This is a genomic window from Pseudonocardia sp. ICBG601 (assembly GCF_020496245.1).
Genome location: NZ_JAHLJA010000075.1, coordinates 1 through 11,953, shown reverse-complemented (window position 1 = coordinate 11,953; position 11,953 = coordinate 1). Strand labels below are relative to the sequence as shown.

Sequence of the window (11,953 nt, the reverse complement as noted above, 5' to 3'; positions counted from 1 at the left end):
GCGGGCACGGAGGGCGGCGCGGGGCAGGGCCGCGCGGGCACGACGTGACCCGGATCGGCGCCGTGACCGAGGGACCGGGCCGGGCCGGCTCCGAGACCGATCTAGGGTCGGGGGCGTGCACCCCGTCGACCGTTCCTGTGCCCGTACCCGCGCCTGGGTCGACGAGGCGATGCGCCGCGTCCAGGCCGACGCGAACCGTTCCGCCGACACCCACCTCCACGTGCTGGACCTGCCCGCCGAGTGGGGTGTGCAGGTCTACCTCAAGGACGAGTCCGTGCACCCCACCGGCAGCCTCAAGCACCGGCTGGCCCGGTCGCTGTTCCTCTACGCGCTCGCGTCGGGCTGGATCACCGACGGCACCACGGTCGTCGAGGCCAGCTCCGGGTCGACGGCGGTCTCCGAGGCCTACTTCGCCCGGCTGATCGGGGTGCCGTTCGTGGCGGTCATGCCGCGCTCGACCAGCCCGGAGAAGGTCGCGCTGATCGAGCGGGAGGGCGGGCGCTGCCACTTCGTCGACCACGGCGGTGAGGTCTACGCCGAGGCCGAGCGGCTCGCCGCGGCCACCGGCGGGCACTACCTCGACCAGTTCACCTACGCCGAGCGTGCCACCGACTGGCGCGGCAACAACAACATCGCCGAGTCGATTCTGGCCCAGCTCGCCGAGGAGCCGCACCCGGTGCCGGAGTGGATCGTCGTCGGCGCCGGGACCGGGGGCACCTCGGCGACGATCGGCCGCTACCTGCGTTACCGGCGGCTCGCGACCCGGCTGGCCGTCGTCGACCCGGAGGGCTCGGCCTTCCTGCCCGGCTGGACGGCGGGGGACCCGTCGTACGCGACGGGTGCGGCGTCGCGGATCGAAGGGATCGGGCGGCCCCGGATGGAGCCGAGCTTCGTCCCGTCGGTGATCGACCGGATGGTCCCGGTCCCCGACGCCGCCAGCGTCGCCGCGGCCCGCCACCTGCGCGACCGCACCGGCCGGTGGGCCGGCGGGTCGACCGGCACCAACCTGTGGGGCGTCTACCAGGTCGTCGCGGAGATGCTGCGTGCCGGACGGTCGGGCAGCGTTGTGACCCTGCTGTGCGACGGCGGCGAGCGCTACCGGCACAGCTACTACGACGACGCCTGGGTCGCCGCCCAGGGGATGGACCTGGCGCCCTACACGGCGACCCTCGACCGGTTCGTCGCGACCGGGGTCTGGTCCTCGCCCGCTGACTGAGCGGCTCCGCCGGGCCGGGTCAGCCCTCGGCGAGCAGGGCGGCGGTCGCGAGCAGCCGTCGCTCCGATCCGGGCCGCCCCACGAGCTGCACGCAGCCGTGCTCCCCGGGCCGGTGCACCGGCGCGACCAGCGACGGCAGCCCGGCCAGGTTCCACGCCGCCACCCCGGTGGATCCGGCACCGGATGCCCCGGGCGGGGCGGGCAGCAGGCCGGCCTCGGCGCCGGCGTCGTCGAGCCAGGCGACCATCCGCTGCCGCCACGACGCGGGCGTCGCGGGACGCAGGCCGCCCAGGCGCCGGACGCGGCGGCCGCGCCGGACGAGGCTGCGGGCGCTGCGCGGCAGCTCGGCCGGGTCGAGGCCGAGGTCCTCCACCCGGCGGGCGAGCCCGGCCTGCCGGCGGCGGGCCGAGTGGACGACCAGCACGGCCCGGTACGGCGGGTCGGCGGCGACGAGGCCCAGCCCGGCGTCCTGCAGCAGCCGGATCGCCGTGTGCACCGCGGACGCCGCGTCCGGCCCGGCGAGCCGGGTGCGTCCGGTCCGCAGCGACGCGGCCAGGGAGGAGACGGGCGTCGCGCCGGACCCGGGGCCGGGACCGGCGGGGGCGGTGAGCCGCAGCACCGACGACGGCGCGGCCGGCCCCCCGGTGCCGCGGGAGAGGGCGTCGAGCACCACGGTGAGGTCCTCCGCGCACCCGGCGATCAGGGTCGGCTCGGCCAGCCCGCACCAGCGGCGCTCGGCGGCGTCGGGCAGCGGGAGCACCCGGCGGCCCGGCTTGAGCGCGGCGATCCCGTGGGCGGCGGCGGCGCAGCGCAGGGTCCCGTCGCCGTCCACGCCGATCCCGAGCGGGACGACACCGGAGGCGACCACGGTCGCGGTGGCCCGGCCGCCCGGGGTGCCGTCGAGGCCCACCTCGTGCTCGGCGGTCCGCGCCCGCCCGGCGACGAGCGCGCCCGCGGCCCGCAGCCTGCGCACGACCTCGTCCCCGCGACCGGCGACGGAGATGCCGTCCTCGACCACCACCGGGACCCCCGCCAGCGGCAGGGCGAACCGGTCGGTGCGCCGGTCGAGCGCCGCGGCGGCCGCGCGCAGCGGTCCGGCGTCCACCACGAGCCCGGCGCCCACGGGTACCGCGTCGTCGAGGGCGGCGAGGAGCCGCTCGGCGACGGTGGCCGCGCTCAGCCGTCCCTCGCGCACCGCGGCCGCGAGCCCCGACACACCGGACGGGCCGTCTCCCGAGGTGGGGGACGGCTCGTCCAGGTGCAGAGTGCTCATCGCGGTGGGGCTCGTCGTCCCGGTCGTCGGAGGGAGTGGTCGGGAAAAGGGACGGGAATCGCGCCCGCCCGGCCGAGATGCTCGGCCATGTCGGCGTCGAGGACCGCGGGCGCCACCGGGCACCCGTGGACCTGCGGGTCGTCAGGCCGTGCGGAGTGCCTCCGGCACACCGTCGGCCACGTCGAACAGGGACATCAGGTTGGTCGCCTCGAGCGCCCGGGTGACGGCGTGCGACCCGCAGACCAGCCGCAGCCGGCTGCCGGCGTTCTCCGCCTTCTCCTTGCCCTCGACGAGCGCCGCCAGCCCGGCCGACCCGAGGAACGTGACCCGGGTCAGGTCCACCACCAGCAGGCTCGCGGAGCCGATCCGCTCGGCGAGGCGTTCGCTCAGCACGGGCGCCGTCATCGTGTCGATCTCGCCGTGCACACCGACGACGACGGCGCCGTCACCGTGCTCGGTCACCTCGAAGCGGACGACCTCGCCGACGTCGGGGCCCTGGTCTCCCCCCACCCCGGTGGGCGTCTCACTGCTCATGTGTCGTGCTCCCTCGCGAGTCGTCGCCGTCGGCGCCGTCGACGTGCTCGTGGTCCGGTCCCGGACGCGCCGTCGACTTCACCGTGAGTGACAACCGGCCGCCGTTGCTTGACGTGCCGCTCGTGCTGCCTCCGCACCAGCCTAGTCAGCGCGGTCACCCACCCTACGACCGCGGTCGGCGGTGGCACAAACGTTCCGCGACGTGGTCCGGTGCGTCGGCGGGGGTGGTCCGGCCCGGCTGGCAGGGTGGCCACCATGAGCGTCGAGATGCCTCCGCCGTTCGGGGTCCGGATCGGTGTCCGCAGCTACGAGATGGACGTGAACGGGCACGTCAACCACGCCGTCTACCACCAGTACGGCGAGCACGCCCGGATGGAGCACCTCCGTGCGGCCGGGCTGTCCCAGCACGCGCTCGGGGCGCACGGCCTGACGATCGTGCTGCTGTCGACGACGGCACACTTCCGGGCCGAGCTGCGCGCCGGCGACGAGCTGTGGATCGACTCGGCGATCGCGTTCACGACCCGCAAGCCGTTCACGATGCGTCACCGGATCGTCCGGGAGACCGCGGCCGACGGGGCCCGGACGGACGATCTCGCGGCCGAGGTGGAGTGCACCCTCGGGGTGCTCGACACGACGACGCGACGCCTGGTCGCCGACCCGCACGGCCGGCTCGTGGCCGCGGCGTCGGACCCGGCCCTGCTGGGGCCGGGCCCGGAGGCCCCGACGCCGTCGTGACGGCGGGGGCGCGCCCTCGCGGCGGGGGCGTCGAGGTGCCGGAGGCTCCGTGGCGGGGTGCCGCGGGTGCGGGCCCGCGACGGCTCAGCCGCGCCGGGCGGGGTCCGCGCCGTACGGGCCGCCGGTGCGGGCGGGGACGGGCCGGTACCCACCGCTGTCCTGCGGACGGGGTGCGGCGGCCGGACGGCCCCCGGTGCCCTCGGCCCCGGACGGAGCGACCGCGGGATACCCGCCGGTGCCGTGCGGCCGGGTGGGCGTGACGGCCCGGTGGCCGCCGGTCGCGAGGATCTTGTGCGGGGCGGCGGTCCCGGCCCGGGCCGGGCCGACGAGCGGCGGCACCGCTCCGCCGGCCCGTCGCACCGCGCGGCGCGACCGGAGGTAGGCGCGCGGGCCGGTCAGCAGTCCCCGGTTGCGCGTCTGGTCGGCGTCGGCGGGCATCGCCACGCCGGCGCCGGCCTCGCGGTCGGAGATGTGGCGCAGCCGGGCGACCGCGGCCGGGAGCCGGCGCAGCGCGACCGACCGGCCCTGCGGGGACAGCGCCACCTTGGCCAGGAAACTGCCCAGCCCGATCGCGTAGCCCTCGAGCTGGGCGGTCAGCGCCGCCTGGTCGGGGCGGTGGTGGTGCCACAGGTAGGCGCCGGGTGCGTAGCCCAGGACGTGGCCGGCGAGGATCATGCGGACGAGGAACTCGCAGTCCTCGCCGCCGTGGGTGGGGGTGCCGGGGCCCATGGCCTCGTCGAAGCCGCCGACGGCGCGGGCGGCGCTGGCGCGGACGGCGAGGTTGGCGCCGATGCCGAACAGGCCGGGGGCGAAGGGGAAGATCGGGGAGTCCGCGGGGGGTTCGGCGAGGGTGAACCGGCGCGGGGTGAAGCCCTTGTTCCAGGCCAGGGCGACGTCGGCGGCGCGTTCCTCGGGGCTGGCGAGGCGGGCGGCCAGGACGGGTCCGGAGACGCAGGCGAGTTCGGGGTCGGCGGCGAAGGCGCCGGCGATGCGGGAGGCCCAGGCGGGGTCGACCTCGGTGTCGTCGTCGGTGAAGGCGACGATCTCGGTGCGGGCCTCGGCAAGTCCGCGGTTGCGCCCGACCGAGGCCCCGCGGCGCGGCTCGCGGACGTAGCGGACCCGTGGGGACCCGGCCGCGGCGACGGCGTCGCGGGTGAGCTCGTCCGGCGGGTCGTTGTCGACGACGACGACCGACAGCGCCGGGTGGTCGGAGGCGAGGACCGCGCGCAGGCAGCGGGCCAGCGACTCGGGGCGGTTGCGCGTCGCGATCACCACCGTCACCGGGTCGCTCGCCACCGGTGCCGGGGTCACCTCCTCGGGCGGCCCCAGGGTGATCAGCGCGGATCGCAGCTCTGCGATCGTGGCCCGTCCGCCACGCAGCGGCACGGTCACCTGACCCTGTGGAGTGCCCCCGACGGTGACGAGCAGACGGGCTGCGTGGAAGCCCGGGTCGACCCGCAGATCACGCAGCGGCCCGAGCCGGTCCAGTTCACCCACCCAGGTCGCGGCGTCGTTCGGCGCAGACATCGCTGACATGGGTCACAGTGTCGGGTATGCGAGCTGTGCTCACACTGAGAGTGCGCAGTTGCCGGATTTCGGACACTGTGCGTGTGCGCGGTCGCGGAGTTCACCGGATGCGGTGCGACGGACGGCGTCGGCCCAGGTCGGAGCCGTGGCGCCCGATCATGCGCCGTACGGGTGACGACGGCGGCCGCGCAGCGCGGTTGCCCGCGGCGCTCCCGGGGCACGACGAGCGGCATCGTTGCTGCGACGACACGCCGTAGAGGTCTGGTTTCGGGCGTGTCGCGCCTCTCGCGTCACCCGAACGGGTGCGAGGTCCACACCGGACGATCCCTCGACGCCCCGGACCAGCACCGATGGTGACCTCCCGCGGGACGGGGTGCGGGTGTCCGGGCGCGGGTAGGTTCGGATCATGAGCGAGTCCCGCCCCACCGCCTCGGTCCTGGTCACCGGGAGCGAGCTGCTGACCGGCCACGTCGCCGACGCCAACGGCCCCTTCGTCGCCCGCTCCCTCGGCGAGCTCGGCTTCGCCGTCTCGCGGGTCCTGCTGGTGGGGGACCGCGCCGAGGACCTGCGCTCGGCCCTGGAGTTCGTCGCTTCCGACGATCTCGTCGTCACCTCGGGCGGGCTCGGACCGACCGCCGACGACCTGACGGCCGAGGTCGTCGCCGAGTTCGCCGGAGCGGAGATGGAGGTCGACACCGCGCTGCAGGGTCGGATCCACGACCGGGTCGCCGGGTGGGCGAGCCGCGCCGGCTGGGCCGGGCCCGCGCTCGACGCGGCGACGGCCAAGCAGGCCAGGGTCCCGCGCGGGGCGAGCGTCCTCGAACCGGTCGGGACCGCGCCGGGGCTGGCCGTGACGCGGCCGGGCGGGCCGCTCGTCGTCGTGCTCCCGGGGCCGCCGCGGGAGCTGCAGGGCATGTGGCCCGCCGCGCTGGAGTCGGCCCCGGTCGCGGAGCTGCTGACCCGGGTACCCCGCGCGGAGGCGACGTTGCTGCGCTTCGCGGGGCTGCCGGAGTCCGAGATCGCCGAGACGCTGCGCGTCCTGGAGACCGAGCTCGACGTGTCCGGGGTGGAGGTGACCACCTGCCTGCGTCGCTCGGAGCTGGAGGTCGACCTGCACCCGCTGCCCGGGGCCGAGCCGGCGGCCCGCGAGCTGGCCGCGCGCATCGTCGACCGGCACCGCCGCGCGCTCATCAGCGACGACGGCAGCACCACCGACGAGCTGCTCGCCGCGGCGCTCGGCGCGAAGGGCTGGACGGTCGCGACCGGCGAGTCCTGCACCGGTGGGCTGCTCGCCGGGCGGCTCGTCGACCGGGCCGGGTCGTCGGCCTACGTCGCCGGGGGCGTGGTCGCCTACTCGAACGAGGCGAAGACCGCGCTGCTCGACGTCCCCGCCGCGCTCATCGAGGCGCACGGGGCCGTGTCGCCGGAGGTCGCGCGGGCACTTGCGGACGGTGCGCGGGCGCGGTTCGGGGCGGACGTCGGCGTCGGGATCACCGGCGTCGCGGGCCCCGGTGGCGGTACCGAGGCCAAGCCCGTCGGCTACGTCTGCTTCTGCGTGACCACCGCCGACGGCCAGGTCATCGCGCGCGACCCGCAGCTGCCCGGCGGGCGGGCCGACGTGCGCGAGCGCTCGGTCGACCTGGCCATGCACCTGCTGCTGCGAGCCACCGGCGTCACGGGGCCGGGCGCGCACCGCTGAGCGGACCCTCTGCGCACGACGCCCCGCCCGGGGGACCCGGACGGGGCGCTGCGCTGTGCGGGGAGGCTCAGCCCTTCGCGGCGGCGAAGCGCTGGGCGGCGTCGGCCCAGTTGACGACGTTCCACCAGGCCTTGACGTAGTCGGGCTTCACGTTCTTGTACTGCAGGTAGAAGGCGTGTTCCCACATGTCGAGCAGGACGATTGGGGTCTGTCCGGCGGGGAGCTGGGACTGCTGGTCGTAGAGCTGGTGGATCAGCAGGCGGCCGCCGAGCTGGTCGTAGCCGAGGATGGCCCAGCCGGAGCCCTGGATGGTGGTGGCGGCGGCGGTGAAGTGGGCCTGGAATCCGTCGAAGGAGCCGAAGTCCTCGTCGATGGCGGCGGCGAGGTCGCCGGTGGGCTTGTCGCCGCCGTCGGGGGAGAGGTTGTTCCAGAAGGCGGAGTGGTTGACGTGGCCGCCGAGGTTGAACGCGAGGGTCTTCTCGAGTCCGACGATGGCGCCGAAGTCGTTGCGGTCCCGGGCCTCGGCGAGCTTGTCGAGGGTGGTGTTGAGGCCCTGGACGTAGGTGTTGTGGTGCTTGGAGTGGTGCAGCTCCATGATCTCGGGCGCGATGTGCGGGGCGAGCGCGGAGTAGTCGTAGGGCAGGTCCGGGAGCGTGTACTCGGCCATGGTCCTCTCCTGGGTCGGGAACGCGCGGCGGTGTGCCACGCGGATTCACTTGCCACTATGTAGCAACTGCCGACTACCCGCGACCGGCCACGCGCACGCGTGGACGGATCGATCCGCCACATGTACTCTGCTGCAAGTCACTTGCAGGAATGCCGGTGACGCGGTGGAGATCGTTCTGGCAGCTCGACATCCGCCGTCGACGGCGCCGTGGCGTCGCGTCCGATCGGGCGCGGGCCACGGCTTCGTCGCGTCCCGTCCCAGGAGCGCTCAGCCCAGGAGTTCTCAGAGCGTGTTTGGAAATTCTAGTGGGTTGAGGGTGTCGTGTGTTTCTGCTGGCGGGTGGCGGGGTATCCACGGGCGATGCGGCGGGTGATGGTGTTGATCGCGGCCCAGCGGATCATGGCTTCGGATGTGGTGGGGTGGCGTTCGTAGTCTCGGGCCAGGCGTCGGTGTGCGGTGAGCCAGGCCAGGGTCCGTTCGACCACCCACCTTCGTGGGAGGACGGTGAATCCGCGCTGCTCGGGTGGCTTGCGGATGATCTCGATCGTTGTCTGCAGGATCGTGGCGGCCCAGTCGAGCAGTCGCCCGGCGAAGCCGGCGTCGGCGTAGACGAACCGCACCCTGGTGCGCAGGTAGAGGTTGAGCAGGATCGGCTTGGCGCCGTCGCGGTCCTGTACCGAGGCCGAGCACACCATCGTGGTCAGCAGCAGACCGAGGGTGTCGGTCACGATGAACCGTTTCCGTCCGCCTGTCTTCTTCCCGGCGTCGTAGCCGCGGGAGTCCTGGCCGACGGTGTCGGCGCCCTTGACCGACTGGGAATCGATGATCCCCGCACTCGGCTCCGGATCACGGCCCTCGGCGATACGTAACTGCCCCCGCACGACCGGGAGGATCTTCTCGGTGACCTTCTGCTGTTCCCACTGGTTGAAGTACCAGTAGACGGTCTGCCAGGGCGGGAAGTCCACCGGCAACGCCCGCCAGGCACACCCGGTCCGCACGACATACAAGATCGCCCCCAGCACGTCCCGACGAGCATGAGCAACAGGCCGCCCCCGCCGCGCGAGCGGCGGTAACAACGGCTCGATCACCACCCACTGGGCATCACTGGTGTCCGAGGGGTACCGGCGCGGTCGTTCCTGCATGCCGACCACGATGGAGCACCCCAGCCGTGTCGACCATCCCGACACACCCACCATTTCCAAACACGCTCTCAGCGCAGGGTCCGGAAGAACCCCCGCACCTCGTCGACGAAGGACTCGGGCTGCTCCAGCGACGGGAAGTGCCCGCCGACGTCGGGGCGGGAGAACCAGCGCAGGTCGGTGTAGCGGCGCTCCAGCCAGGACCGGGGGAGCTTCACCATCTCCTGCGGGAACTGGGCGACACCGGTCGGGACGTCGACGTCGTCGAGGCGGCGGCGGGCGAAGCTCTCCCAGTAGATCCGCGCCGAGGACGCGCCGGCCGACCCCAGCCAGTACTGCATGACGTTGTCCAGCAGCCGGTCCCGGCTGATCACGTTCTCCGGGTGGCCCGCGCAGTCGGTCCAGTCCCAGAACTTCTCCACGATCCACGTGCACTGCGCGGCGGGGGAGTCGGCGAGGCCGTAGCCGATGGTCTGCGGACGGGTGGACTGCTCAGCGGAGTAGCCGGAGCCGTAGCGCGAGAACTCCTTGGAGAAGCGGATGTCGGCCTTCTCCTGCGCCGACAGGGCCTCGGCGTCGTCGGGCTTGGGGGCTAGCGCCATCGTCAGGTGGATGCCGATCAGCATCTCCGGGGCGGCGGTCCCCAGCGCCGAGGTGATCATCGAGCCCCAGTCGCCGCCCTGCGCGGCGAAGCGCTCGTAGCCGAGCCGGTCCATCAGCTGCGCCCAGGCGACGGCGATCCGCTCGCCCCCCCACCCGGTCGTCGTGGGCTTGCCGGAGAACCCGAACCCGGGCAGCGTCGGCACGACGACGTGGAAGGCGTCGGCCGGGTCCTCGGGGTCGGTCAGCGCGGGCAGCACGCCGAGGAACTCGACGAGCGAGCCCGGCCAGCCGTGGGTGAGCAGCAGCGGCATCGCGTCCGGGTGCTTCGACCGGGCGTGCAGCACGTGGATCTCGACCGCGTCGTCGCCGCCGCCGTCGAGACCGGTGCGGAACTGCGGCCACGCGTTGATCTCGGCCTCGACGCGGCGCCAGTCGTAGCGGGTGCGCCAGTAGTCGCAGAGCTCACGGGCGTAGTCCAGCGGCACGCCCTGGGACCAGCCGTCGACCGTCGCCGGGTCCGGCCAGCGGGTGCGGGCGAGCCGCTCGCGCAGGTCGTCCAGCTCGGCGTCGGGGATCTCGATCCGGAAGTCGCGCACCCGGCCACGGTGGCACGGAACGTGACGACGGGCGCCGTGGCCACGGCATCGGAACGATCACGATGCGGCGAGGGCCCGGCTGATCCCGCGGGCCGCCGCGCGCACCGCGGGCACCAGGGTGTGCGGGTTCGTCGCGGCCGGAACGACGATCGACAGCCCGGCGACGACCGGCCCGTCCCCGCCGCGGACCGGCGCGGCCACCGACATCGACACCTCCTCGATCTGCCGGTCGGACACCACGAACCCGCTGGTCCGGGCCTGGGCGAGCAGCGCACGGACGCCGTCGGGGCGGCACACCGTCCACGGGGTGAACCGGCGGATCGGGCGGGCCAGCACCGTCTCCACCGCCGCCGGGTCGGCGTGCGCGAGCAGCACGAGCCCGACCCCGGTCGCCGTCGACGGCAGCCGGGACCCGGTCCGCGAGACGATCGAGACTGCGCCGCGGCTGGACAGGCGCTCGACGTAGACGACCTCGCCGGGGTCGTCCGGGTCGAGCACGGCGAGCGCCACGTTGTGCCGGGTGACCTCGTGCAGGTCCTCCAGGAACGGCATCGCCGCCTCCCGCAGCCCGTGGCTGGCCGGGGCCAGCTGCGCGATCTCCCAGAGCCGCAGCCCGATCCGGTAGCGGCCGTCGTCGCCGCGGTCCAGCGCCCCGCCCGCGGCGAGCTCACCGGCGATCCGGTGCACCGTCGTCAGCGGGAGCCCGGTGCGCCGGGCGATGTCGGTCAGCCCGAGCACCGGGGCCTGCGGGCTGAACGCACCCAGCACGTCCAGCACCCGCGCGGTGACCCCCGACCGGACCGGACGTGTCCCCATGGCCGGGCATTCTTCCGCAGAGCGGAAGCGGGGTCGAATGCTCCGGTGCCGGGCCGGGAAGGTGATGCCCATGACGCAGCGACGCGAGACCCGGACCCAGGTCGGCATCGTCGGAGCGGGCCCCGCCGGGCTCGTCCTGGCGAAGCTGCTGGCGCTGTCCGGGATCGAGTCGGTGGTCCTGGAGTCCCGCGACCGTGCCTACGTCGAGGCGCGGGTCCGCGCCGGCGTGCTGGAGGCACCGACCGTGGAGCTGCTCCGGGAGATGGGTGTCGCCGGTCGGCTGGACCGCGAGGGCATGCCGCACACCGGCATCGCGCTGCGCTTCGCCGAGGCCCCGGCGCACCCGCCGCCGACCACCGCATCGACTTCGCCGACCTCGTCGGCACCGGCATCACCGTCTACGGCCAGCAGGAGGTCGTGAAGGACCTGCTCGCCGACCGCGTCGACGCCGCCGGGCTGCCGGTGGAGTTCGGCGTCACCGGCGTCGCCCTGCACGACGTCGACACCGACACCCCGTCGATCACCTACGCCGCGGCCGACGGCACCGCGCACGTCCTGCGCTGCGACGTCATCGCCGGCTGCGACGGCTTCCACGGCGTCTCCCGCCCGCTCGTCGCCCCGGAGATCGCCGAGCGCGTCTACCCGTTCTCCTGGCTCGGCGTGCTCGCGAAGGCCGCCCCCACCACCGACGAACTCGTCTACGCCCACCACGACGACGGCTTCGCGCTCTACTCGATGCGCAGCCCCGAGGTGACCCGGCTCTACGTCCAGGTCCCGAACGACACCGACCCGTCCGACTGGTCCGACGCCCGCATCTGGGACGCCCTGCACACCCGCCTGGCCTGCGACGGCTTCACGATCAACGAGGGCGAGTTCATCGAGAAGCCCTCGGTCACCCCGATGCGCAGCATGGTCGCCTCCCCGATGCGCCGCGGACGGCTGTTCCTCGCCGGCGACGCCGCGCACATCGTGCCGCCCACCGGCGCCAAGGGCATGAACCTCGCCATCGCCGACGTCCGGGTGCTGGCCGGACGCGGTCGTCCGCGCGCTGCGCGACGGCGACGACGCGGGCCTCGACGGCTACTCCGAGACCTGCCTGCGCCGCGTCTGGCGGGCCGAGCACTTCTCCTGGTTCATGACCTCGATGC

At 74.4% G+C, this 11,953-nt stretch carries 9 protein-coding genes and 2 pseudogenes; 4 read left to right on the top strand and 7 right to left on the bottom strand.

Going from position 1 to position 11,953, the window contains the following annotated elements; translation table 11 throughout:
• The first annotated feature begins 169 nt into the window (after positions 1–169).
• Positions 170–1,216 carry a PLP-dependent cysteine synthase family protein gene (locus KPL57_RS21680; protein WP_226352986.1) on the top strand — a complete coding sequence of 349 codons (1,047 nt, stop codon included), beginning with the start codon at positions 170–172 and terminating at the stop codon, positions 1,214–1,216.
• Positions 1,217–1,235: 19 nt separating this feature from the next.
• Here KPL57_RS21680 and KPL57_RS21675 read toward each other — a convergent pair whose 3' ends face one another.
• Both KPL57_RS21675 and KPL57_RS21670 read right to left on the bottom strand, forming a co-directional pair.
• Positions 1,236–2,489 carry an amidase family protein gene (locus KPL57_RS21675; protein ID WP_226352965.1) on the bottom strand — a complete coding sequence of 418 codons (1,254 nt, stop codon included), beginning with the start codon at positions 2,487–2,489 and terminating at the stop codon, positions 1,236–1,238.
• A gap of 141 nt (positions 2,490–2,630) precedes the next feature.
• Positions 2,631–3,023, bottom strand: coding sequence for an STAS domain-containing protein (locus KPL57_RS21670; RefSeq protein WP_043280132.1), 393 nt, complete (start codon positions 3,021–3,023; stop codon positions 2,631–2,633).
• A 255-nt stretch (positions 3,024–3,278) separates the two neighbouring features.
• Between KPL57_RS21670 and KPL57_RS21665 the strand changes: the two genes are divergently transcribed.
• Positions 3,279–3,758, top strand: coding sequence for a thioesterase family protein (locus KPL57_RS21665; RefSeq protein ID WP_226352964.1), 480 nt, complete (start codon positions 3,279–3,281; stop codon positions 3,756–3,758).
• Between the two features lie 84 nt (positions 3,759–3,842).
• On the opposite strand, the gene KPL57_RS21660 is transcribed toward KPL57_RS21665, so the two are convergent.
• Positions 3,843–5,285 carry a glycosyltransferase family 2 protein gene (locus tag KPL57_RS21660; protein ID WP_226352963.1) on the bottom strand — a complete coding sequence of 481 codons (1,443 nt, stop codon included), beginning with the start codon at positions 5,283–5,285 and terminating at the stop codon, positions 3,843–3,845.
• A 406-nt stretch (positions 5,286–5,691) separates the two neighbouring features.
• Between KPL57_RS21660 and KPL57_RS21655 the strand changes: the two genes are divergently transcribed.
• Positions 5,692–6,984 (top strand): competence/damage-inducible protein A, encoded by a 1,293-nt coding sequence (locus KPL57_RS21655; protein WP_020624980.1) that lies wholly within the window; start codon positions 5,692–5,694, stop codon positions 6,982–6,984.
• A gap of 67 nt (positions 6,985–7,051) precedes the next feature.
• On the opposite strand, the gene KPL57_RS21650 is transcribed toward KPL57_RS21655, so the two are convergent.
• The 4 genes and pseudogenes from KPL57_RS21650 to KPL57_RS21635 all read right to left on the bottom strand — a co-directional run bounded on the left by KPL57_RS21650 (position 7,052) and on the right by KPL57_RS21635 (position 10,805).
• The gene (locus tag KPL57_RS21650) at positions 7,052–7,651 is read right to left on the bottom strand and encodes a superoxide dismutase (protein WP_149666649.1); all 600 of its coding nucleotides are present in this window, start codon (positions 7,649–7,651) and stop codon (positions 7,052–7,054) included.
• A gap of 286 nt (positions 7,652–7,937) precedes the next feature.
• A pseudogene (locus KPL57_RS21645) lies at positions 7,938–8,847 on the bottom strand (IS5 family transposase); the annotation flags it as partial.
• Positions 8,848–8,861: 14 nt separating this feature from the next.
• Positions 8,862–9,989, bottom strand: coding sequence for an epoxide hydrolase family protein (locus KPL57_RS21640; RefSeq protein ID WP_226352962.1), 1,128 nt, complete (start codon positions 9,987–9,989; stop codon positions 8,862–8,864).
• A 57-nt stretch (positions 9,990–10,046) separates the two neighbouring features.
• The gene (locus KPL57_RS21635) at positions 10,047–10,805 is read right to left on the bottom strand and encodes an IclR family transcriptional regulator (protein ID WP_226350878.1); all 759 of its coding nucleotides are present in this window, start codon (positions 10,803–10,805) and stop codon (positions 10,047–10,049) included.
• A 70-nt stretch (positions 10,806–10,875) separates the two neighbouring features.
• Between KPL57_RS21635 and KPL57_RS21630 the strand changes: the two are divergent.
• Positions 10,876–11,953: pseudogene (locus KPL57_RS21630) on the top strand (4-hydroxybenzoate 3-monooxygenase); the annotation flags it as partial.

Excerpts from the sequence above, each read along its gene's own strand:
- KPL57_RS21660 (WP_226352963.1), bottom strand. The coding sequence starts at position 5,285 with ATGTCTGCGCCGAACGACGCCGCGACCTGGGTGGGTGAACTGGACCGG.
- KPL57_RS21650 (WP_149666649.1), bottom strand. The coding sequence starts at position 7,651 with ATGGCCGAGTACACGCTCCCGGACCTGCCCTACGACTACTCCGCGCTC.
- KPL57_RS21670 (WP_043280132.1), bottom strand. The coding sequence starts at position 3,023 with ATGAGCAGTGAGACGCCCACCGGGGTGGGGGGAGACCAGGGCCCCGAC.
- KPL57_RS21680 (WP_226352986.1), top strand. The coding sequence starts at position 170 with ATGCGCCGCGTCCAGGCCGACGCGAACCGTTCCGCCGACACCCACCTC.
- KPL57_RS21665 (WP_226352964.1), top strand. The coding sequence starts at position 3,279 with ATGAGCGTCGAGATGCCTCCGCCGTTCGGGGTCCGGATCGGTGTCCGC.
- KPL57_RS21675 (WP_226352965.1), bottom strand. The coding sequence starts at position 2,489 with ATGAGCACTCTGCACCTGGACGAGCCGTCCCCCACCTCGGGAGACGGC.
- KPL57_RS21655 (WP_020624980.1), top strand. The coding sequence starts at position 5,692 with ATGAGCGAGTCCCGCCCCACCGCCTCGGTCCTGGTCACCGGGAGCGAG.
- KPL57_RS21635 (WP_226350878.1), bottom strand. The coding sequence starts at position 10,805 with ATGGGGACACGTCCGGTCCGGTCGGGGGTCACCGCGCGGGTGCTGGAC.